The organism is Pseudovibrio sp. W74 (genome assembly GCF_001623085.1).
GTDB lineage: Bacteria > Pseudomonadota > Alphaproteobacteria > Rhizobiales > Stappiaceae > Pseudovibrio.
In genome coordinates this window covers 111695-135038 of record NZ_LMCJ01000060.1, presented here as the reverse complement: position 1 = coordinate 135038, position 23344 = coordinate 111695, and the positions used below count along the sequence as shown (strand labels likewise).

The following is a 23344-nucleotide window of genomic DNA, read 5'->3' as shown; positions in this document are numbered from 1 at the left end:
AAATAGTCTGCTCCCGCCCTGTCATCTGCTGCGCTTTGATTTGCGCCTTGCGATCATAATAGGGAGAAAAACGTATATTGAAAGCGGATTGTTATCGGCAGGTTAGCCGTGTTGCTCAACGGTTTGTGAGGCCAAGGCCCATGCCGTCGCGCATGACGGTGGTGGCTTGCTGTGTGAAGGTGCCACCTGCTTCTTCATGCAGGGTGAAGCCCGGCAGGATCTGGAGCGGGGCTTTGCTGGCTGCCACTGCGCGGACAATGATGCGGGTGGCTGGTGCGTCTGCAGTCGGGCGGATCGGGATGATATCGATGGCACCGAAACGGCGTTGCATGGGGTCGAGGAGATCTTGCAAGCCATCTGCTCTGAAGATGATGGAGAGTGTTCCACCGTCCTTCAGCAGATCTTTCGCGGTTTTGATCCACGGCTCGATGCCGCGTTCATCCAGCGCGTGGGCCGGGGCGCGGTCTGACTTTGGAGTGACGCGAAAGCGGGCGCTGTCGTAGTAAGGCGGGTTCATGATCACATGATCCGCGATGGAAGACCCAAGGCCGCTTTGGTGGCGAATGCTGCCCTTTGCGGTGAGGTTGGATTCCAGAATGGAGACGCGATCCGCAAAACTTTCGTTTTCCGGCAGGGACAGGCCTTTGCGGGCCAGTGCTGCGGTGACGGGGTCAACCTCCACGCCGACGGCTTTGATGTTTGGCAAGCGGTGGGCGGCACAGAAAGCTGCAGTGCCGACGCCGGTGCCCAGATCGTAAAGCGTGCCTGTGGTGCTTTGCGGAAGGGATGCGGCCAGATAGACGGCATCAAGCCCGGCTCTATGACGGCCTTTTGCAGGTTGCTCAACCATGACTTTACCGCCGAGGAACCTGTCCCTGGTGGTTTGCTGCTGAGATTGAGGTGTTTCAGGGTTGGTCATGGCGGCGCCGGATCAAGAAAAATCGCAATAACGCACTGATACAGGCTGCCGGTTTTCATGCAATCCCTATTGTTTATCTAAAGAGAAGTTTTCACGCGTCTTTTAGGTAGTGACCCAGGTCGGCATCACGCATAAGTTGACAAGCTTCATCCATACGGTCTGCTTCCACCATGATCCGGCGCGGCAAAAAGCCAAGAGAGCCGTCCAGTATGCTCATGTTGGTGTCAGCGACAAAGTAGATGATCTCGGCATCTCCCAGCAGGGCTTCAAGATGCGAGATGAGGACGGGATCTGTTGTTCTGATGAGTTCTTCCACGATGATGTCCTCTTGAAGAGAGTTGCCTATTTTGCCAGAAAGTATGCAGGTTAGGGTTGGTATTGTGAAAAAAACTAATTGTGATTGGTAAATTATCCCTTCGACACTACTTTATTGGCAGCAAATTCTTACTAAAGCTTGCCCGAGACTATCTACCAACCTATTGTCCCGTTGGAATCAAAATAGAGGTATCCCGTGGGCGTTGTTGGTCTTCAATCTCAGACAGCCAAACCAGCTGGAATTCAGGGGCTCGTAGAGCTCGTTTCAGGTGACATGGAGAAGGTGAACGAGCTGATCCTCTCCAAAGCCGGTTCTAATGTTGAGCTGATCCCGGAAATTGCGCGCCATCTGATCGATTCAGGTGGGAAGCGTTTGCGCCCGATGCTGACACTGGCGTTTGCACAGATGTTTGGCTACGAAGGCGAGGGACATGTCATCCTTGCAGCATCTGTAGAGTTTATGCATACGGCAACTCTGCTGCATGATGATGTTGTCGATGAAAGCGATATGCGCCGCGGTAAGCTGGCTGCTCGCAAGCTTTGGGGCAACCAGGCCAGCGTGTTGGTGGGTGACTACCTGCTTGGTCAGGCTTTCAAGATGATGGTTGATGTGCACTCTTTGGAAGCGCTGCGCATTCTGTCTGAGGCCTCCGCGATCATTGCTGAAGGTGAAGTGCTTCAGCTGGGCGCCGCTCAGGATACCACCACGACCTTTGAGATGTACCTGCGGGTGATTGAGGCTAAAACAGCTGCTCTGTTTGCAGCTGCGTGCGAAGTGAGCCCGGAGATTGCCGATAAAGGTGACGAGATGCGTGCTGCTGCGCGCAAGTTCGGCCTTGAGCTTGGTTATGCCTTCCAGCTTGTTGATGATGCGCTGGATTATGGCGGAGCGACTGTTGATCTTGGCAAGGACGTTGGTGACGACTTCCACGAAGGCAAGATCACACTGCCTGTCATCTACGCGATGGAGCGTGGCAGCGATGAGGACAAGGCGTTCTGGAAACGTTGTCTGGAAGATGGAGACATCAAAGACGGCGATCTGGATCATGCCATCAAGCTGCTGAACGACACTGGCGCTCTGGCCGACACAGTACAGCGTGCACGCGACTACGGCGCCTCTGCAATTGAAGCTCTGGCCAGCCTGCCAGACGGTCCTGCCAAGCAGGCGCTGAAAGAAGCCGTCGACTTCTGTATTGCCCGTGTGAGCTGATCAGAGAGCAGTTCGAAGAAATTGAAAAGCGCCGCAGCAGAAATGCCCGGCGCTTTTTTGTTGGCTGTACTGGGAGTGAGACCTGTGTACCAAGGATCAACTGATAGAGCATGGAGAGACCACATGACTGCAAATCAGATTGTGCTGACTATAGTTCCTGTGGTGATTTTTGTGCTCGCACTTGCCATCTTTTTGAAAGTAAGGAGTGCAAAGAAGACTGTGCAGCCTAAGGTTCATGGCCCGCATACTCCGGGTACAGGTAATGATCCCAAAGAAATGATACGCAGCAAAGCACATACTGGTTTTGATGGCGGATGTTGAAAAAGTGTTTTGAGCAAAAAATCTAAATTATATAGCGGTTGGCACTGCTGCCTGTTTTAAGTTAAAGTGCAGCAGTGCATTGAAAAAGCTACTTTAAATCATACCTTTTGCAGCTTGTGGTCGTAATAATCCCGATAATTCTTGTTGTACTCTTCCTGTTCAATAGGCAAATTAAGTGATGCTCGCAATCTGTTCGCGATATGTTGTCTGGACCAGGTAATAGCTGCGAGCTCAGAATTTGCTTCTGCTTCAAGCTCCGATATGACCTGAAGGATTTTGGCGCTTAAGTCTTCCTCATTTTGACTCGCGCTCCAGGCATTGCTCGCAACGACAGATGCTCCTGTGGCGACAGCCATCGTGGAACCGCGCGTTAAAAGCATGCGTCGATTGATATGGGTATCGTTACCTTTGAAATCCATTGAATTTTCCCCTTAGAATGTACTTCGGCAATTGTGGATCAGGGGCCTTTATTGGTTGGTTGGTCGGCTTTGGCAGAGCCCCTGATCTTTGGTTATCAATGTAATTTAGATGTCTTTTACATCTGCAATACTGATGTTGAGCGCAGCTGCAACACCTGTGCCGTAAGCAGGGTCCGCGCGGTAACAGTTGCGGACATGACGGTGTTGGATTTCGATACGTGTGGGGCTAAGCGAGCGGGCTGTGTTTGCAAACAGAGCTTCTTTCTGGTCTGCATTCATTGAGCGGAAAAGAGCGCCAGGCTGAGAGTAGTAATCTTCATCCTCCCGATGGTCCCAATGACCCGCAGCTCCTTCTATGGAAAGTGGCGGTTCGGAGAAATCTGGTTGCTGTTGCCATTCGCCAAACATGTTCGGCTCATAGCCAATGCGTGAGCCGTTGTTGCCATCAACTCTCATGGCTCCGTCGCGGTGATAGGAATGGAATGGGCAGCGCGGTGCATTGACCGGGATTTGCGAGTGATTAACTCCAAGACGATACCGCGCAGCATCCCCATAAGAGAACAGGCGGCCCTGAAGCATTTTGTCGGGAGAGAAACTGACGCCGGGCACAATTGTGGACGGCGCAAATGAAGCCTGCTCAACTTCAGCGTAGTAGTTTTCAGGGTTCCGGTTCAGTTCAAGCACGCCAACTTCGATCAGCGGATAGTCGGACTTGGGCCAGACTTTGGTTAGATCAAACGGGTTGATGTGATAATTGCCGGCCTCTTTTTCTGGCATAATCTGGACTGACAGTGTCCATTTCGGAAATTCACCATTCTCGATGCTGTCATATAGATCTCGCTGATGACTTTCGCGATCATTTGCAACGATTTGAGCGGCTTCTTCATCTGTCAGGTTTTTGATACCTTGTTGGGTTTCAAAGTGAAACTTAACCCAATACCGTTCGTTGTCCGCGTTGATGAAACTGTAGGTATGACTGCCAAATCCATGCATATGGCGATAAGTCGCTGGGATGCCGCGGTCTGACATGACGATTGTGACCTGGTGCAGAGCTTCAGGAAGATTTGTCCAGAAATCCCAGTTGTTATCCGCACTGCGCATGTTGGTGCGCGGATCTCGTTTTACTGCATGGTTCAGATCCGGGAACTTTAACGGATCGCGGAGAAAGAAGACTGGTGTGTTGTTGCCCACCAGATCCCAATTGCCTTCCTCAGTGTAGAACTTTATGGCGAAGCCGCGAATGTCCCGTTCTGCATCAGCAGCGCCACGTTCTCCTGCCACTGTCGAGAAACGCATGAACAAGTCAGATTTCTTGCCAACTTCAGAGAATATCTTAGCGCGAGTGAACTTGGTGATGTCATTGGTTGTTGTGAACGTTCCATAAGCGCCAGAACCTTTGGCATGCATTCTGCGCTCAGGAATAACCTCACGATCAAAGTGGGCCATTTTTTCGAGGAACCAAACATCCTGCAGCAGAGCTGGACCGCGAGGGCCTGCAGTTTGAATGTTCTGATTGTCGGGGACGGGGGAACCAAAAGCAGTGGTCAACTTGGGCTGATTAGTCATATTCTCTCCGCATATTATTATGCCTGAAGGATGATTTCAGAGCGGAGAAAATCAAAATCAAATAAACTTATTGAGTCATAACTTGTCTTGATGATGTCGTCACATCAGTTGAAAAGATGCGGCAGATCAAGAGTTTACCTTTGGGAATTTAGCTAGTTGTTGTGGCGTGTATGTGAGGACAACTTTGGATTGAAGGTAAAATTGCGAGGCAAACCGGATCACAGCAGACTTTCCTCGGCTTCTGAATGATCGGGGTAATCTGTGAAGGGTAAAGGCGTGTCTGCTCTGGGTAAAAAGATGGGGACGTGAGCTCCCATCACGGAACCGCTTGGCAGCATAGATGGCTTTTAAAAAGAGACTTATGGCAAAGCCTGGATGCACATAAGTTTGGTTTCCACGCTCAGCCTAAACCCGTGCCGCCTTGATCCACCAGTTTCCTTTAGCTTCCTGCAAGTGGGAGGCTATGGCTTGGGCGGCTTCTAGGGTTTCAATGAGGGCGAAGCAGGTGGCGCCGGAGCCGGACATGCGGGCGAGGAGGGTATCTGGCTGGGAGGCCAGCAGGTCGAGGACCTCAGAGATTTCTGGCGCTTGTGAGATAGCAGGTTTTTGCAGGTCGTTGCGGCAGGATTTGAGCCAGTTGGCGAAAGCTTTCATGCTCTCGAACTCTTCCGGCATTTCCGGCAGCGGGGTGTTGTTTTTCTTTTCCAGTGCGTGGAAAATGGCTGGGGTGGAGACCTCAATCAATGGATTGACCAGGACGATTGCGCCGGATGGGAGATCTGTCAGCGGTTCGATGATCTCCCCGATGCCGCGAATGCGAGCAGGCTTTTCATCCAGACACATAGGCACATCAGCGCCGAGGCTGAGGGCAAGTTTGGCAAGGTCTGTCGGAGAGGGAGACACGCCCCAGATCCTCGTGAGCGCGCGCAGAGTTGCGGCTGCATCCGCGGATCCGCCACCAATGCCTGCTGCAACGGGGAGCGATTTTTCGAGCTCGATCTGAACTCCTGATGCGGAGGGCAGGTGTTCTGCGAGCATGTTTGCGGCTTTGATGACCAGATTGTCAGCAGGATCGCCCTGTATCTTCGCAGAGAACTCTCCAGTGATCTGGAGTGAAAGGTCGGGGGCTGGTTCAACCGAGATCAGGTCGCCGATTTCAGGGAACACCACAAGGCTGTCGAGCATGTGGTAGCCATCTTCCCGTTGACCGGTGATGTGGAGGGCAAGGTTCACCTTGGCACGGGCTAATTCCTCAACCCGTGCTGCCTTTGTATCTTCCAAAGTCATCATAATATGATCGTGTTATGAACTACTTGTTGTCAGTGGAACTCGCCAGACCAACCGGAACAGCCTCGTCCATGCCGTTTTCGATTTTGTCGAGAATGCGCTTCAGATCTTCTGGCTCTGGCTCAAGGTCGCGGGCATGGTTCCACTTGAACCGTGCTTCCAGTTTGCGGCCAACTTGCCAGTATGCGTCGCCCAGATGATCGTTGATGATTGGGTCATGTGGACGCAGAGCAACGGCTCGTTCCAGCTTTTCAGCGGCTTCTTCATAGCGACCCAGTCGATAGTAAACCCAGCCGAGACTGTCGACGATGTACCCATCGGTTGGGCGCAGGCGAACAGCGCGTTCAATCATCTTTTGGGCTTCATCCAGCTTCAGACCACGATCCACTAGGGAGTATCCGAGGTAGTTGAGGATCATTGGCTGTTCAGGCTTGAGGGTCAAAGCTTCGCGGAAATCTTTTTCAGCAGCGTCCCACTTGTCCTGACGTTCGCGGGTGATGCCGCGGAAATACAGGATCGTCCAGTGGTTTGCCTGAATTTCGCTGAGGGTATCCAAGCCCTGATTGTAGGAGGTCTCGGCTTCCTCAAAGAGAGAATGGCCGCGCAACACGTTGCCCAAAGAGGTGATGGCCTCTATGTCACTCGGATCGGATTCCACCAGCTTTTCAAGATGGGCGCGGGCTTCTTCCAGATTATCCAGAATGTTGTAATGAAGCGCGATCTGGATTTCAGCTTCGCGTTTCATTGGAGAGCCGTCTGACACCGCTGACAGGTACTCAATGGCGCGCTCGTTGTCGCCAAGCTGCTCAAACAATGAGGCCAGACCAATCAGGGCTGAATCATTCTTCGGATTGAGGTAGGCGGCGAGTTGCAGGTAATTTGCGGAGAGCTCTTCGCCTTCTTTGCTGACTGCGATGCCGAGACCGTGCAAGGCTTCCGCCAGTCCTTCAGCTGGTGATTTGGCGACGGATTCAATAACCTCGCCGCTCTCAATCTTCTCTCTCAGAGTGACAAGCAGCGGATGTTCTGGAATGAGTTGCTCATATTCGGCAACGATGTCCAGCGCTTCTTGCTGTCTGCCGGACGCAGCGAGCATACGGGTGTAGGAAATGGCGTTGCGCAGGGCGCCGCGGTCAATCTCGTAGGCTGCCTTATAAAACTCGGCGGCCTGATGCGGGTTGTTGTTGTATTCAGCCAGCAGGCCCGCGTTGAAATTGATGAAGAGGTCAAACCACTTGGCACCGGTGGTGCTTGTCAGATCTGCGATGGCTTCATCTGTCTTACCCTGACCTGCTTTGACCCAGGCTGAAACAAGAGCAAAGCTTAGACGGGACAGCGGGTTGACGTTTTGCGTGACGGCATCTGGCAGTTCGGTGGTGAAGTCACCTTCATGAATGCGCTGCGCGGCAACGGCCAGCTGTGCAAGGAAGTGCTCGTTGTCTTCTTCCAGAATGCGGTTTGCCAGCGGGAGTGCTTTTTCGACATTGCCGTTTGCCAGTGATGTGACAAATGCGCGGTCGAGAATATAAAAATTATCCGGGTCACCTTGCAGAGCTGAGGTGAAATAGTTGGACGCGGCGGCCAGATCCTGAGCAAGAAGGGCGCTTCTGCCTGACAGGTAACTTCCTGACAGAGAGCTTGCAGCCGGCAAGGACTGGGAGTTTGCCTTCGCGCTTTGAGCGGGAACTAATGGCGAGCTCACCATAACAAGCGCCAGCGCTGAGGCCATTAAGGCCCTTTTTGAGAATCTGTTTTTATTAACAGAATGATAGGTCATACGGCCATTGTTCTGAGCAGAAGCAGAATTGGAGCGGAACAGCGCAAAATAGCTTGTCAGGGTCATATATGTCTCTCATTGAGAGCCGATTGCGACTCAATATTACATCAATCTGTTAGTAGCGAAGAATGGCGTTTTTATAGCAGCCGGATAACTCACCGCATGTTGTTAAGTGTATCCGAACATTCTTTCAATTGAACCTACATTTTTTCAAGTATCTGCGGATAAGTAAGTATATTGATATTTCTCAAGAATTCAGAAGTATTTACGCAATAACACTAAGGTCGAGGTCTGAGTCTCTTGCTATAATGACCCTGTTCATTGCAGATAGTGGGCAGTGGTGCAATTCCAAGTGAGATTGGTTGTCGTCTCACTCAATAAAGGGGGGTGTTATGACCAAGTGGGTCTACATCTTTGGAGAAAACAAAACCGAGGGCGATGCTTCTATGAAGGAGCTGCTGGGCGGTAAGGGTGCAAACCTTGCCGAGATGAGCAGACTAGGATTGCCTGTCCCTCCCGGCTTTACCATTACAACGCAAGTTTGCACGCACTATTATGATGAAGGTCAGCAGTATCCTTCCGAGCTCAAAGAGCAGGTTCATGCTGCCATTGCGGCTGTTGAAGAGCTGACAGAGCGTAAGTTCAACAGCACGACCAAACCGCTGCTGTTGTCTGTGCGTTCCGGTGCCCGTGTTTCCATGCCGGGTATGATGGATACGGTTCTGAATCTGGGTCTCAATGACCGGACTGTTGAAGCGCTGGCCAAAGATGCAAACGATGACCGGTTTGCTTATGACAGCTATCGTCGTTTCATCCAGATGTACTCTGATGTGGTGCTGGACGTAGACCACGACCACTTCGAAGAAATTCTGGAAGATTTCAAGGACGAGCACGACTACTCCCTTGATACTGACCTGACCGGCGACGACTGGAAACTGATCGTCGCGGCTTATAAGGACAAGGTTGAAGAAGAGCTTGGTCGTCCTTTCCCTGAGGATCCTGAAGAGCAGCTCTGGGGTGCCGTTGGCGCTGTGTTCAAGAGCTGGATGATCCCACGGGCCAAGACTTACCGCGCCCTGCATGAAATCCCAGAGGACTGGGGCACCGCAGTGAACGTGCAGGCGATGGTGTTTGGTAACACAGGCGAAAACTCTGCGACTGGTGTTGCCTTTACCCGTAACCCGTCCACTGGTGAAAACGCGCTTTATGGCGAATTTCTCATCAACGCGCAGGGTGAAGATGTTGTTGCGGGTATTCGTACGCCGCAGGATATCACCGAGAAAGCCCGCATTGAGGCGCATTCCGAAAAACCATCTCTTGAAGCGACCATGCCTGAGGTGTTTGCGGAGTTCCAGGCTGTTTGTGACAGGTTGGAGACCCATTACCGCGATATGCAGGATCTGGAGTTTACTGTTGAACACGGTAAGCTTTGGATGCTTCAGACCCGTAACGGTAAGCGGACGCTGAAAGCTGCGCTGAAAATTGCGGTTGATATGGCTGAGAGCGGCTTGATCACCAAAGAAGAAGCCGTTGCGAGTATTGCGCCGTCTTCTCTGGACCAGCTGCTGCACCCGACCATTGATCCTGCCAGCGAACGGGATGAGCTGACTGTTGGTCTGCCAGCTTCACCGGGTGCTGCCTGCGGTGCGATTGTGTTCAACTCTGACGATGCTGAAACAGAAAAGGCCAACGGCCGCTCTGTTATTCTGGTTCGTACAGAGACCAGCCCTGAAGACATTCACGGCATGCATGCTGCGGAAGGCATTTTGACAACACGTGGCGGAATGACCAGTCACGCGGCTGTTGTTGCACGCGGTATGGGTAAACCTTGTGTTGCTGGCGCTGGAACCATTCGTGTTGACGCCCGTAATGAGACCATGACGGTTGACGGTCGCAGCTTTGGCAAGGGTGATACAATCACCATTGATGGCGGCAATGGCCAGGTGCTTGCTGGCAAGGTCCAAATGCAGGAGCCTGAGCTTTCCGGTGATTTCAAAAAGCTGATGGAATGGGCTGATAACATTCGCCGCATGAACATTCGCACCAATGCAGAAACACCTGCTGATGTGAAAGTTGCGCTTTCTTTTGGGGCTGAAGGTATTGGCCTGTGCCGTACCGAGCACATGTTTTTTGAAGGCGAACGTATCCTTGCGGTGCGTGAAATGATCTTGTCTGACACGGTGAAAGAACGCAAAGCTGCGCTTGCGAAGTTGCTTCCGATCCAGCGTCAGGACTTTATCGATATCTTTGAGCTGATGGTTGATCGTCCGGTCACCATTCGTTTGCTTGATCCGCCACTGCATGAATTCCTTCCTAAGACGGAAGAGGACATTGCTGAGGTTGCCAAGCAGATGGACATTGATCCGGAAGAGCTGCGTGAGCGTGCGGAAGAGCTGGAAGAGTTCAATCCGATGCTCGGCAATCGTGGTTGCCGTTTGCTGATTTCCTATCCGGAAATTGCAGAGATGCAGGCGCGGGCTATCTTTGAAGCCGCTCTTGACGTTTCCAAGCGTCATGGTCGCAAGGTGGCACCTGAAATTATGGTGCCGCTGGTTGGCTTGAAGAGCGAGCTGGATATTGTTCGCGAGAGCATTGACGGTACAGCGGCAGTTGTGGCCAAGGAGCTGGGCGAAAAGCCTGAGTACTCTGTTGGCACCATGATTGAGTTGCCACGGGCCGCGCTGCTTTCTGAAGAGATTGCTGCGTCTGCCGAGTTCTTCTCTTTTGGCACCAACGATCTGACGCAAACCACCTTTGGTATCTCTCGTGATGATGCCGCGTCCTTCCTGGGCAAGTACCAGGAACGGAAGGTGATGGAGAAAGATCCGTTCGTTTCTCTGGATGTGGACGGTGTTGGCCAATTGGTGAAGCTTGCAGCCACGAATGGTCGTAAGACGAAAGCTGATATCAAACTTGGTATTTGCGGAGAACATGGGGGTGATCCAGCCTCCATCGCCTTCTGCGAAACTGTTGGTTTGAATTACGTGTCCTGTTCTCCATTCCGTGTTCCTGTTGCGCGTCTTGCTGCTGCTCAGGCAGTGCTGGCACAGCGGAACAAGGGGTGAGTGGCTTTGTGAAAAAAGGGAGGAGCTGGCCTCGGTCGGCTCCTGCCAATCTGGAAGACCTGAGAGCTGGCGGTAAGCCAGCTCTTGCGCGTTTGCTCAGCGCTATTGAGAGCTATGAGGGGCATCCTCAGCTGATCTCTTTGCTGGATGAAGCGTTGCAAAACCCAATCGCGCATGTGATCGCGCTGACCGGACCTCCCGGCGTTGGGAAATCCACTCTGACAAATGCAATGATTTCGGAATACCGCAGCGCGGATCAAAGCGTTGGCGTCATTGCGGTTGATCCCTCTTCTCAGGTGACTGGTGGATCGTTGCTGGGTGACCGGACACGACTTTCAACAGATCCGGAAGATCAGAAGATTTTTGTGCGTTCCATGGCGGCGCGGGACCGGCTTGGTGGGCTCTCCGAGCATGCAATTGCTGCAGTGATCCTGATGCGGGCTGTGATGGACCGGGTGATCGTGGAGAGTGTTGGTATTGGCCAATCTGAGGCAGATGTGGCTCTTGTGGCTGATACCTGCGTGCTTTGTATTCAGCCGGGATCTGGTGACAGTCTTCAATTCATGAAGGCGGGCATCATGGAGCTGCCGGACATTATCTGCGTGACCAAGGCTGATATGGGGGACGTTGCCAGCCGTGCCCGTGCGGATGTGGAAGGTGCCATGAGCTTGAGTGCAAAGCGAGGGGACTGGAAGGTGCCTGTGTTGATGCTGAGTGCAATGGACAACAGGGGCCTTAGTGAGTTGATTGATGCCAGCGACAGACATCACTCTGTGCTGCACGATAATGGTGGTCTTGCGGTTCAACGCCGTGATCAGGTGAAGGCCTGGCTTGTTGACCAGCTTAAGATGCAGTTTGGGCAACAGGGTGTTGCAGTGCTGAAAAATTCCGGTGTGCGCTGGGAGGAAGCGGCCAAGCGACCTTTTGCTTTCAAGCAGGAAACCAGCGAGACATTTGCTGCGTTCTGGAAGAGTTTTTCTGAAAACTAAATTGAGATGACAGCCGATCGCGAAGGGCGCAGATTATTCTGCTGCGCCCACTCTGATTTTGCGTGGCTTCTGTTCCACTTCTTCATCCCTGTCATCACGCCATAGACGGAACTTGCCAAGTGGGATTGGGCGGGAGAACAGATAACCCTGCATCATTGGGCAATCCATGGTGAGCAGCAGTTCTTTCTGCTCTTCTTCTTCCACGCCTTCAACACACACATCCATGCCAAGACGGAGCCCCAGCGTGATTGAGCTTGCCAGAATTTCTCTGGCTTTGGCATCAGTCACCGCACCATTGATGAAGGAACGGTCGATCTTGATTTTGTCGAACAGATCGCGGCGCAGGTAGCTGAGAGATGAGAAGCCAGTTCCGAAATCATCCAGCGCAATTTTTACGCCGAGATTACGAAGACGCTCGATGACTTCAACCACTGTTTCTGAGTAGTTGATGAGAACGTCTTCTGTGACTTCCAGTTCCAGGCGGTTAGGTTCCAGCTGGTATTTCTCCAGCAATGTGTTGACCAGCTCAGGGAATTCCGGATGACGTAACTGGGTTGGAGAGACGTTCACGCACATGGTGACGTCATTCAGGGTTGAGCCATCCTTGATCGCGTTCTCCAGCACCCACTCACCAATGCGATTGATGAGCATGGATTCTTCAGCTACCGGCAAAAATGCAGCTGGTGGCAAAAGACCTTTTTTCGGATGGTTCCAGCGAATGAGGGCCTCGGCTGCCAGAATGTTCTTGCCGGTGTTGTCCATGATCGGCTGGTAGTAGTTCTGGAATTCGTTGGCATTGAGCGCGCGTTTGATGTCCTCTTCGATTTCACGGGAGATCTGAAGGGTGTCCTCCATCTCCTTTTCAAAGAGCACATAACGGCCGCGGCCAAGTTTCTTTGCCTGATAGAGCGCAATGTCTGCTCTGCGCAAAAGTTCAGTCAGGTCATGACCATGCGACGGGGAGAGTGAAACGCCCATACTGGCCGTGGTCAGAATTTTGTGTTTCTCAACCTTGAAGGCATCAGAGAGCATTTTCTCGATGTACATACAGGTTTCGATGATCTCATCCATGTTGGTGCGGTGCGCCAGTACGATGAGGAACTCATCTCCACTGACGCGCGCGACCCGGTCTTCCATGTTGATCGACACTTTGAGGCGTTCGGCGACGAGCTTGATGACTTCATCGCCGATGGAATGGCCCAGGCTGTCATTGATCTGCTTGAAGTGGTCCAGATCCAGAAACACGATGCCGGTAATGCGTTGCTTTTGCCGGTCGCGCCGCAGCACGTCAGCTGCAAAAATCTCAAACCATGTCCTGTTGGGCAGGCCGCACAAGGCATCATGGAGTGCTGCATGGGTTGCATCTGCCTCGTTTTGCAAGATGCGGTCTGTCATCTTGATGTAGCGAAGCAGAATGAGAATCGTCATCAGCAAGATCGCGATGATGGTTCCCAGAAAATAAGGTGATGAGGTGGTGTAGATCGCGCCAGAGGCTGCGGTGGTTTTCCAGCTCAGGTTGGCGATGATCTCGCCGTTGCGACGGAGCAATGGCAGGGATACACGCTGGAAATCGGCTTTTGGCTTGTTCGTGGTGATGAACATTTCCGACAAGCCCGTTGATTCCTCAAAGGATCTGATGGACCGGATGTCCAGTGACCGTACCCAAAGTAGATAACCGGCAACTGTTGGCATACCTTTTGGTGGTGCTGTTGACGGAGTGATTGCTGCAACTGTGGCGAGGCCGATTGCACCATCAACCAGAACAACATCGCGCAAGCTCAATGCCAGAGGGGCGTGGCTGCGCAGTGGTTCTGGTACACGGAACTGGGTTTGCTTGGTGTTGGCCCGTGTTTCCAATTCAGACAGCGTGGCATCAAGCTGGCCGCGAAGCTGATCTTCAAAGACTTCACTGTGCCATGGCAGATCGCGGCGGTAGGTGTAAAGCGGCTTCATATCCTTGTTGAGGATGACGAAGATATCCCGATCACCACGAGTGCTTGGGGTCGGTGTCAGATCCTCATCCAGCAGGATGTTGGTTTCTTCTGACAGGACCGAAGCATATGCCTTGTTAGAGATGGCGATGCGCTCTGCTTCATTTGCGAGCCCATTGCGGAACACTTTGAGGTTGCTCTGTACGAGGCGAACTTCTTTATCGACCTCGAAGTCGAGCGCACGCTGGGTTGACCAGTAGAACGCCAGATACCCAACAGCCAAAGCTGCAGCTACAACACACAGGATCAACAGAGCCATCATGCGGGCTCCGATTTTTTTGCCTCGTGTAATCGTATTGCCGAAAGTACTGCCCAACACTGCTGAAGTCATGGGAGTTTTCGAACTCGGTTGTCCCGCCATCGGCAATTTACTCATGCTGCCTTTAAAACTCTTGATTGTATGCGAAAACGCACTTGCCCATGCTTATGTTCGGAGATTTTGCTTGAGTGAGCCTGTACAACCGACGTGTTTTATCGATCACTTGGGAAATTTATGTGAATGGAGTTCTGCTGCTGGGGATAGCTTAGATGAGTTGAAGGCCTCTGAAACTGACGTGACCTGAGCCGGCTATGATGATGTGATCGTGCAGAACTATGCCTAAAGGCTCTAATGTGTTTGAAATTTTCGTCGTCATTTCAATGTCTTGACGGGATGGCGTCGGATCGCCTGATGGATGGTTGTGGACCAGAATGATCGCGCATGCTGACAATTCCAATGCCCGTTTTGTAACTTCGCGCGGATAAACGGGTGTGTGGTCAACCGTTCCGGTTTGCTGGACTTCATCTGCGATGAGGCGGTTCTTTTTGTCCAGAAACAGGATGCGGAATTCTTCTTTGTCGTTGTGCGCCATAGCTGCGCGAACGTATTCCAGCACTTTGCTCCAGGAGGAGAGGGGATCGCGCTCTACAACCTGTGCTTTAGCGTAGAGAATAGATGCGGCCTGCATTTCTTTGAGGAAGGTCGCTGTGCGTGGTCCGCAGCCGGGTACTTCTTCCAGCCGTTGTTTTGGAGCGGCCAGAACTTGTGCGAAGGAGCCAAACTGGGCCAGCAGTGCTTTTGCCAGCGGTTTGGTGTCACCTTGTTTGATAGATGAGAAGAGGAGCATCTCCAGCAACTCATAGGACTGGAGGCCATCCAAGCCTGTTTCCTCAAACCGTTCGCGTAAACGTGCACGATGACCGTGGTAGTGCTTGGCTGCTGGCTTAGGGGATTTGTTTTGCTTGGCAGGTGACGGAACTGGGGGAGTTTCCGGTTCGCCCAGAGGGATATGGCTCTGGAGCGCAGGCACGGCGAGTGCCTGCTCCTGAGGAGAGGGAGTTACCTCATGAAACCCGAAACTGGTTTGTTTCATTCCCCCTCCTTACTTGGTGCGGTTAGGCAGCGGCTCCGGCTTCCGGTTCCATTGGATTGAACAGGCCTGCTGGTGATTTTGTGAAGATATCGCAGCCTGTTGAGGTGATGCCGATAGAATGTTCAAACTGAGCAGACAGTGTTTTGTCTTTGGTTTCAGCCGTCCAGCCGTCTTTCAGCACTTTCACATCTGGCCGTCCCAGATTTACCATTGGCTCAATTGTGAAAATCATGCCTGGTTTCAGCTCGATACCGGCACCTTTTTGGCCGTAGTGCAGAATATTTGGCATGTCGTGGAACAGTTTGCCTACGCCGTGACCGCAGAAATCGCGAACAACAGAACAGCGCTCTGATTCTACGTATTCCTGAATGGCGTGACCAATGTCGCCTGTGGTGTTGCCCGGTTTGGCAGCTTCCAGAGCACGCATCAGGGATTCGTGAGTGACTTCGATGAGGCGCTTGGCTGCGGGCTTGAGTTTACCAACCGGATACATGCGGGAACTGTCGCCATGCCAGCCATCAACGATGTAGGTGACGTCGATGTTGACGATGTCACCTTCTTTCAGCTTCTTCTTTGAATCAGGGATCCCGTGACAGATAACGCGGTTGATGGACGTGCAGCAGGACTTGCTGAAGCCACGATAGTTCAGTGTTGCCGGGACGCCGCCGCGCTCTTTACCAAAGTTGAAAACGAAGTCGTCAATTTCCTGCGTTGTGACGCCCGGTTGCACCAGCGGCACAAGTGCGTCAAGGCACTGCGCAGTCATCTGGCTTGCTTTGCGCATACCTTCAAAATCTTCCAGACTGTAGATCTTGATCTGGCCGGTATTTTTCAAGGGCGCGTTGGCAGCGTCTACGTAGTCGATCATTTTCCCGTTTTTTCCTTGTTCCGTTTCGCGCAGGGACGAACGCAGATTACATCATGAGGAACTGTAAAATGTCATTATGCTTGCTTGCAAGCCCTGCTTCTCCGTAGAAGCTTCTCCTATTTTTTTAGGGGCATTCTAGGGAGTAATCTGGTGTTTCCCCACTTATATCGGGTATTTTTGAAAGGTGTAGAGAAAAAAGGAGGTCAGATCCTTAACTGCGCACGCATTTTGTGAAGCCCGTTGCTTTCCGTGGTTCCTGTAGGGATTCTATCGATTTTTTCAGGTGCTTAATCCGGGATAAGCCATAGGAACTTCTTGGATAACGGAAAAGAGGCACTTGCACGAAAGTGGTTTGCTCGTGTACTCAGGTGCCTGCAAGCGGTCGTGGTGGAATTGGTATACACAGCAGACTTAAAATCTGCCGCCCTTGGGCTTGCGGGTTCGAGTCCCGCCGTCCGCACCAAATTACTTTCCCAAAAAACTTAGATAGTAAATTGGTATTCGCCTTCTTGAGCGGAGACTGCTGGTGGTATGCGGTTTTCTTCGAAGAGGTCGTAACCCTGTTTGAGGTTGCGCCAGAAGTTCAGCCAGTTTGAGTTGGCGTGCTTGCTGAGTTTTTCCTCTGTCATCTCAAAGGGAAATATGTGGACTGGGACAGTTCCTTGCCCGTTCTGAAGGGCAGCTTCCACAAGCAGGTAAATTTCCTCGATATGTTGGTTGGTCATGGCATAGCAGCCGATGGAGAGGCAGTTGCCGTGGACCATCAGGTAGGAGCCCGTGCGGTCCAGTGACTGGTCAAAGGCATTCGGGAAACCGAGGTTGAAGGAGAGGTGATATCTGCTGTTTGGGTTCAGTTGTCTAGCTGACACATTGTAAAAGCCCTCAGGAGACTGACCGTCGCCTTCTTTCAGTTTTGGCCCCAGATCACCAGAGTATTTGCAAATCTCCCATGACTTGTAAGGCTGATAGGTTTTGCCAGACCGGATCCACGCTTCCAACCGGCTTTCTTCTTTGAAGACGCGTAAGAAAACAGGGCTTCCCAAGGACATTCCTTTGAAAGTCAGATCTGCGCGCAGGGCTGGCAAGCGCTCATCTTTAACTTTTGTGAGATTTGCGGAACCGGGTAGATCATAGGGCAAGAGTAAGTACGTGGCGAAGACTGCCAGCATTACGAAAAAGGCCGTGCCGACTGCCCAAAGGAGCGGACGAGAAATGATTTTTGCCATGGAAGGTCCGATTGCAAATCACTGGAAACTGAGAGTGGCAGATAAGAGAGGCAATGTGGCCAAGTCATGGTTCGCACTGGAAACCCTGTGAAAAGGTCGCTCTGATATTCCTGTGGCGTAAGTACGCAGCGTATTTGTTTTGCTTTTCTTTGAGAAAACAGATGCTAATGCAGTTCGCATCTGGGCAGGACCTAGTGAACTGCATTAGCATTTTTTGCTTGCGTATCTTTATCCGAAAACCGGCTTCCACTTTTCGGCGATACGCTATAGTGTCCGTGCCCATTCTGATCTGATTGCTCTATTGTGCTATAGAGCGTTTCTATCAAGCGTTGTGTAAAGGGTGATCTTCCTTGGATATTCGGCAGTTACAATACCTCGTTACTCTGGCTCAAGAGCGGCATTTTACGCGTGCCGCTGCGGCTTGTAATGTGACGCAGCCAACGTTGTCAGGCCGAATTCGCCAGTTGGAGATTGAGCTGGGTGTTCCCATTATTGAGCGCGGCAAGAAGTTTCATGGACTGACGGCAGAAGGTGAGCGCATTCTCGTTTGGGCGAAGAAGGTGCTTGCGGACTGCAACAGTTTGCGAAACGAGGTGGCGGGTAAAAGCGCTGAGGTGTTCGGTAAGGTCAACATTGGCGTTATTCCGTCTGCGGATGTTGCGACAGCCTCCCTTATTCTGGATTTAAAGAAGAGCCACCCGCATGCACATGCGACGATCCAATTGATGAGCCATGATGAAATCCATAAGGCTCTTGAGGATTATCAGATCGATGCGGGCATTACATACACTCAATTCAGCGATGCAAAGAAACACAGCAGTTTCACGCTGTATGAGGAAGACTATCGTCTGTTCATGCCAGCAGGGCATCGCCTGCAAGGGGTAGACGCAGTAGAATGGGAGACGGCTGTGAATGCCGGGGCGATGGTGGCGCTTTCGCCGAACCTGCAAAATCGGTTGATGGTAGACAGCACGCTACGGTTTTTAGGTGTTGAGTTGGATCCTGAGATTGAGGCCGAGACGATCCCATCGCTTGGCGGGTTTATCCGTGCGGGGTATTGCGCGATCTTGCCGGAGTTTTCTGCCTTGTCGCTTGGGGCGGGGATTGTTTCCGTACCGCTGATCAAACCAGTTGTTTCGCACAGCATTGGTATGGTGATGACAAAGCGTGAGCTGGAGCCAGCGATTATCACATCTCTGGCAGATTGCGCCGCACAGTATAAGAAGCCGCTGATACCAGAGCAGGCTGATTAGCAAAGTAGCATTGCTTTCGAGCCCGTTGTGTTCATTTACATTCACACCTCATGCTCTAACTCCTTTATTCTGAGCGAATTCTTGTCGTTTGATTGGATACAATCAAACGGAACGCGCTCTAGAGCTGCTCATAAAAAAAGCCCGCGATGATCGCGGGCTTAGTTGTTTGGGTTTGCTTTTTATTCAGCAGGCATTGGTGCAGATGTTTGTTTGCCAGATGTTGCCGGTTTTGTTGTTTTAGCTTCTCCTTCGCCCAGTGCGTCCTCAGCCATATGATACTTCGGATGGACTGGCTTCATGAGAAGGTTGGAAACGAGTGCCGCGACGAGCAAACCAGCCATCACATACATTGTGGTGTTGTAGAGGCTCGGAGTTGGATCAACTGTGCCTTCTGGAGCTACTTCCATCAGTCTTGAGACAGAGATGGATTTTGCTGCGATGAGCTCAGCCAGTTTTTCTTTACCTTCACCGAAAGTCTGGAGGAATACGGCTGGGTCAACCTTTTCCGCAAGCTCATGGATTTTAGTGTTTACAGACCGTTCGCGCAGGAATGTGATGAGGAATGGACCAGCAACACCTGCTGCAGACCATGCGGTGAGCAGGCGACCATGGATACCGCCGACGAATTTGGTGCCGAAGATATCTGCCAGATACGCTGGGATTGTTGCAAAACCGCCGCCGTACATGGTGAAGATGGTCATGGTGGCTGCGTAGAACATCACCAGCCACATCACGGAGGGGCTTGCACCTGCTTCTACTGCGATGAGCGGAATGGAGAGGTATAGGAAAGAGCCCAGTACGAAGAAGACGGTGTAGGTGTTCTTGCGGCCAATATAGTCAGAAAGAGTAGACCAGCCGAGGCGACCCATGGCGTTGAAAACGGAGATCATCAAAACGTAGGTTGCGGTGAAGGCTCCGTCTACGATGGTTGGCATGCCGTTGCCGAAGATCTCATAGATCATGGTTTTGGAAACGGAGATCACGCCAATCCCAGCTGTCACGTTAAAGCAGAGCACGATCCAAAGCTGGTAAAACTGTGGTGTCCGCAGTGCTGTATCAATATGCACATGGTTGCGAGTGATGAGGCCTTGTTTTGCCGGATCTTCCTGTGGTGGCTCCCAACCTTCCGGTTTCCAGCCTGGTGCGGGAATGCGGTAGGCGAAGGAAGCGAGGATCATCACGAAGAAGTAGACAATACCCAATGTGAGGAAGGTTGAGGCTGCGCCAGTGTTACCTGTGCCTGCTAGGTAAACGCCTGCTTGGGCACCGTCAAAGGCAGCTTCTGCTTGAGATGCACTGACGACAATGGCTTCCAGCTTCTGGCCTGCAACCTGTACGTAGCGCACACCGTTTTCTACGGTCGTTTGTACGTCAGCGAGAGGGCCGAGATAGTCAGGTGCTTTGGCATAGAGGCCCAGAAGCCAGCTTTTCAGCGGAACTGCGATGATTGCGCCGCCGCCAAAGCCCATGATGGCCATGCCAGTTGCCAGACCACGACGGTCAGGATACCAGCGGATCAGGGTGGAGACTGGTGAAACATACCCAAGGCCCAAGCCACAGCCACCGATGACGCCATACCCCAGATACAGCAGCCAGAGCTGGTGGGTCATGATGCCAATTGAGCCGATGATGTAACCACCTCCCCAGCAGAAGGCAGCTGTTGTGCCAACGCAGCGTGGGCCAACTTTCTCAAGCCATTTGCCTGCAACAGCGGCAGACAGGCCAAGAAACAGAATTGCGACTGAGAAGATCCAGACCACAGAACTGAGAGACCAATCTTCAGCTGCTGGCGCTATGCCGCCGATTTCTCTTACAAGTGCCGGATTGTAGATACTCCATGCATAGGCGGAGCCGATGCACAGGTGAATTGCAATGGAAGCCGGTGGAACGAGCCAACGATTGAAGCCCGGCTTGGCTACGATCGCGTCTTTCAGCATAAAGCTTGGTATTTTAAACATCAGCAAACCCCTAGAGCAATCAAAGCAGTTTGCATTGCCTCGCCCGGCAAACCGCTTCGATCTTTTGTTGCGACTACATTCTGTTTTCCGAAAATCGAGCCCCGTTTCGGGAATGCGCCTAGGAGGCAGGCGAGAGGGAGGAAGCCTGCATCCATACGTTGAGTCTGCATCTAACACATGGTTAGTTGAAATCGCCAGAGTCTATCACGTTATAGATGTAATCTATTACAGTGTGGGTTTGTGGAGGATAGGGCAAAGCCAAAAACAGAAAGTGGTGCGGTGAAAAATTTTGCACGCTCTGATTTATTTTGAAATATCAGAGGAGTAGGGCTGCTTGGTGCCTATGAATATGCCAGATGAAGGTGAGGTTGTCATCCGTACTGTGCGTTACTGACGCCAGGTTTTACGCAGGTGCGTATTGTCGCAGTGCCTAAGGAAACGAAAAAAGCGCATCGCTGGGCGATGCGCTTTTAAGATTTGGTTTGGTTCAGCTTACAGGAGAGCTGGAATACCTGGGAGCATGCCAACTGCAGCCATTGCCAGAGTACAGATGATCACTGCACCTGCTGGAATGATGATGCGGTCTGCAAAGCTCAGACGTTCTGCACGTTCCTTATCGCCAATGAGACCATTGTTGTCGAGGAACATGGTGATTGCCCATGCCAGAACAGGGTTGGTCACGATGGCTGCGAAGATGCAGATACCAGCGGAGTTGGTGTCGTTGCTGGATTTCACCATCTGCAGGCCAGCTTCCAGAAGTGGAAGGAAAACACCAACCAGAAGAGCACAGGACATCACTGGCTGCCATACTGCTACGTCCATTGGGTAGCCGATGGTTGCGATAACGATGCATAGTGCGCCGAGCAGGATTGCGCCTGCAGGGATAGGACGCTTCGCGATCGCTGCCGGGATCATGTAGGTGCCCCAGGAGGAGGTGATGTTACCACCGCCGAAGAATGTACCGGTGAACTGGCGCAGGGAGCAGCAGGTCATGGTGTCATCAACGTCCATCAGAACTTTATCGGTGTTCTTAGGGTAGTTGAGTTCCTGGAAGATACGGTGGCCGAGGAAGTCCGGGGACCACATTGCGACTGCCAGAATTGCCCAAGGCAGAGATGCAACGAAATGGTTGAAGCTAGGGATGCCAAGCTGCCAGCCGGTCTCAGTAGATCCCCACCAGTACCATGGGTTCATGTTTGGCAGGCCAGGAGCTGTGGTGAACTGAAGGTCAACACCAGCGCCAAGTGCGAGAGCCAGAACAACCGCTATAACGGAGCAAGCTGGAATTGCGAGCCAGCGCTTACCGACCTTTGCGAGGAAGGCGTAGAGCACGATGTTGACGGCAAAGATTGCCAGAGCGACGTAAGAGAGGCTGTAAGCAAGGTCATGCTTCGCCTGCAGGCCGCCAGCCCAGCTGAAGAGGGATGTGATTTGCCCCTTTGCCCCCATGAAGCCAAGGAACACGAGCAAACCGCCAGCAACGCCCTGACTGGTCAGGTTCACTAGACGAGAGCCGCCTTTAAAGTAGCTGAGGAGTAGGCCGAAGGCGCAGACGAGTGCTGCCAGTGCCAGAGGGTGTGCGCCTGCAAGAGCGATGGAGCCAATGAGTGGGATCATTGGACCGTGGTTGCCTGCAAGGTTTGCGCGTGGGTTGAGGAAGCCTGAACCGATGATGCAGAAGAGCAGCGCCGGGATGAGCATCTCAACACGGACCACCTCAATGATCCATTCAGCACCAAGGTTGACGTGTGGCCATTTTGCTGTGAGGCCGGTTGCCCATGCTGTCATAACCGCAGAGTACATCACGGAGATGCCGATTGTTCCTGCAATTGCGGGAACAAAATCTTCCATTTCAAAACGGAAGTCGCGGCCCGGCAGGTTGAGACCCCAACGGCGTGGTTTCATAATCTGGAGTTCGTGGTCCAGATAATCAGACCGTTGTTCGAACTCACTCGCAGGCTTGTGTGCCTCGCTATAGGATTCTTCGTGTTTGTCTGTCTGCTGAAGCATAACAGCCATTCTCCATAAAACTGACGGAGGAAAGGAGAGTGTGGCTTCACGGTGCTTGCTTGGTGAGCGAAGCTGATGAAGGCATCTCACGTCATGGCCTTGATTTCTGGTTTGCTGGGAGGAGTTGGAACCGTCGGGATTTTCGGGTTTTGAGTTGCAGCTTAATGGGAGGTGTTAAAGTGCAACTGCGTCAGCGGCTTCAAACTCGCTGTAACTTTCCTTCCGGGTTCCAGGGTCTTTTCAAGAGACCGTGCAAACCACAAATTCAGACCATGAATACCCTTCCCCTGTTCTTCAGTTCCGAAAGGCCCCTACCTGAAATGACGTAGGGAAGCTTACGGTGTTCAGCGAGAACTTGCAGAAGGATGTAGCTTAAATAAAATCGTATGAGTCTATCGCGTCATTGATGAAATCTATAAGACGAAAAACTGCGACAATATGAGCTATCTAATTGATTTTGTTGAACTGCCTCGTTTTTAAGTGCTGTGAAATTTCAGGCTGCAATATCTTATTTAAAACAACAGTATAATGAAATTAATTCACTTTGAGCGGGTGTTAAGGCTAATGAAAAACGTGATCTGAGGATCACATCCTGTCGCGGTAGAATGACTTATAGGTAGTATTGTCGCAGCGCTGTGGGAACTTGTAATACAAGTGTTTTTCCGAGTTTAAATTGGACTTTGCTGACACCAAGTTGGCTCCACGCCCGGTGAAATTGTACCGCGATGGCTATGCACTTTGCCGGGGTGAGAGCATTCCGGATAAGAAAAAACTTGGCTGCCCCCTACTTTTGGCGTAGATAGGCGATCCATCCTGCC

General features: G+C 52.0%; 17 protein-coding genes and 1 tRNA gene. 6 read left to right on the top strand and 12 right to left on the bottom strand.

Translation table 11 applies throughout. From position 1 onward, the window contains the following. Positions 1-115: 115 nt before the first annotated feature. Both PsW74_RS25745 and PsW74_RS25740 read right to left on the bottom strand, forming a co-directional pair. Positions 116-919: a methyltransferase gene (locus PsW74_RS25745; RefSeq protein ID WP_063289553.1), complete on the bottom strand. Its 804-nt coding sequence runs from the start codon at positions 917-919 to the stop codon at positions 116-118. 91 nt (positions 920-1010) lie between these two features. After that, positions 1011-1235 (bottom strand): DUF2007 domain-containing protein, encoded by a 225-nt coding sequence (locus PsW74_RS25740; RefSeq protein WP_057462549.1) that lies wholly within the window; start codon positions 1233-1235, stop codon positions 1011-1013. A 195-nt stretch (positions 1236-1430) separates the two neighbouring features. On the opposite strand from PsW74_RS25740, the gene PsW74_RS25735 reads away from it, so the two are divergent. Beyond that, positions 1431-2444 (top strand): polyprenyl synthetase family protein, encoded by a 1014-nt coding sequence (locus tag PsW74_RS25735; protein WP_057462548.1) that lies wholly within the window; start codon positions 1431-1433, stop codon positions 2442-2444. A 123-nt stretch (positions 2445-2567) separates the two neighbouring features. Next, positions 2568-2765, top strand: a complete 198-nt coding sequence (locus PsW74_RS25730) for a hypothetical protein (RefSeq protein ID WP_063289552.1) — start codon at positions 2568-2570, stop codon at positions 2763-2765. A gap of 98 nt (positions 2766-2863) precedes the next feature. On the opposite strand, the gene PsW74_RS25725 is transcribed toward PsW74_RS25730, so the two are convergent. The 4 genes from PsW74_RS25725 to PsW74_RS25710 all read right to left on the bottom strand — a co-directional run bounded on the left by PsW74_RS25725 (position 2864) and on the right by PsW74_RS25710 (position 7880). Next, complete coding sequence (locus PsW74_RS25725; RefSeq protein WP_208988168.1) at positions 2864-3184, bottom strand: hypothetical protein; 321 nt, start codon at positions 3182-3184, stop codon at positions 2864-2866. Between the two features lie 105 nt (positions 3185-3289). Continuing rightward, positions 3290-4750, bottom strand: coding sequence for a catalase (locus tag PsW74_RS25720; protein WP_063289551.1), 1461 nt, complete (start codon positions 4748-4750; stop codon positions 3290-3292). Positions 4751-5155: 405 nt separating this feature from the next. Next, complete coding sequence (locus PsW74_RS25715) at positions 5156-6037, bottom strand: 4-(cytidine 5'-diphospho)-2-C-methyl-D-erythritol kinase (RefSeq protein ID WP_063289694.1); 882 nt, start codon at positions 6035-6037, stop codon at positions 5156-5158. Between the two features lie 22 nt (positions 6038-6059). Beyond that, positions 6060-7880 carry a tetratricopeptide repeat protein gene (locus tag PsW74_RS25710; protein WP_063289550.1) on the bottom strand — a complete coding sequence of 607 codons (1821 nt, stop codon included), beginning with the start codon at positions 7878-7880 and terminating at the stop codon, positions 6060-6062. A gap of 326 nt (positions 7881-8206) precedes the next feature. Between PsW74_RS25710 and ppdK the strand changes: the two genes are divergently transcribed. Further along, the gene (gene ppdK, locus PsW74_RS25705; protein WP_063289549.1) at positions 8207-10879 is read left to right on the top strand and encodes a pyruvate, phosphate dikinase; all 2673 of its coding nucleotides are present in this window, start codon (positions 8207-8209) and stop codon (positions 10877-10879) included. A gap of 8 nt (positions 10880-10887) precedes the next feature. Continuing rightward, the gene (locus PsW74_RS25700; protein WP_208988166.1) at positions 10888-11868 is read left to right on the top strand and encodes a methylmalonyl Co-A mutase-associated GTPase MeaB; all 981 of its coding nucleotides are present in this window, start codon (positions 10888-10890) and stop codon (positions 11866-11868) included. Between the two features lie 33 nt (positions 11869-11901). Here the strand turns inward: PsW74_RS25700 and PsW74_RS25695 are convergent, their stop codons facing one another. From PsW74_RS25695 to map, 3 genes are all read right to left on the bottom strand, one after another. Beyond that, a complete protein-coding gene (locus tag PsW74_RS25695; RefSeq protein WP_208988165.1) occupies positions 11902-14190 on the bottom strand; it encodes a bifunctional diguanylate cyclase/phosphodiesterase in 2289 nt (762 codons plus the stop codon). 193 nt (positions 14191-14383) lie between these two features. Beyond that, entirely contained in the window at positions 14384-15211 is an 828-nt protein-coding gene (gene radC / locus PsW74_RS25690) for a DNA repair protein RadC (protein ID WP_063289547.1), read from the bottom strand. 22 nt (positions 15212-15233) lie between these two features. After that, positions 15234-16079, bottom strand: coding sequence for a type I methionyl aminopeptidase (gene map / locus PsW74_RS25685; protein ID WP_063289546.1), 846 nt, complete (start codon positions 16077-16079; stop codon positions 15234-15236). Positions 16080-16457: 378 nt separating this feature from the next. Between map and PsW74_RS25680 the strand changes: the two genes are divergently transcribed. Beyond that, positions 16458-16542: transfer RNA gene (locus tag PsW74_RS25680), tRNA-Leu, on the top strand. Between the two features lie 19 nt (positions 16543-16561). Here PsW74_RS25680 and PsW74_RS25675 read toward each other — a convergent pair. Continuing rightward, complete coding sequence (locus PsW74_RS25675) at positions 16562-17305, bottom strand: murein L,D-transpeptidase family protein (protein WP_082830712.1); 744 nt, start codon at positions 17303-17305, stop codon at positions 16562-16564. Positions 17306-17655: 350 nt separating this feature from the next. Between PsW74_RS25675 and PsW74_RS25665 the strand changes: the two genes are divergently transcribed. Further along, on the top strand, positions 17656-18558 hold the full coding sequence (locus PsW74_RS25665) for a LysR family transcriptional regulator (protein WP_063289544.1): 903 nt from the start codon (positions 17656-17658) through the stop codon (positions 18556-18558). 179 nt (positions 18559-18737) lie between these two features. On the opposite strand, the gene PsW74_RS25660 is transcribed toward PsW74_RS25665, so the two are convergent. Beyond that, entirely contained in the window at positions 18738-20516 is a 1779-nt protein-coding gene (locus PsW74_RS25660) for an OFA family MFS transporter (RefSeq protein ID WP_063289543.1), read from the bottom strand. Between the two features lie 492 nt (positions 20517-21008). Beyond that, positions 21009-22526 carry a DUF3360 family protein gene (locus PsW74_RS25655; RefSeq protein WP_208980702.1) on the bottom strand — a complete coding sequence of 506 codons (1518 nt, stop codon included), beginning with the start codon at positions 22524-22526 and terminating at the stop codon, positions 21009-21011. Positions 22527-23344 lie beyond the last annotated feature (818 nt).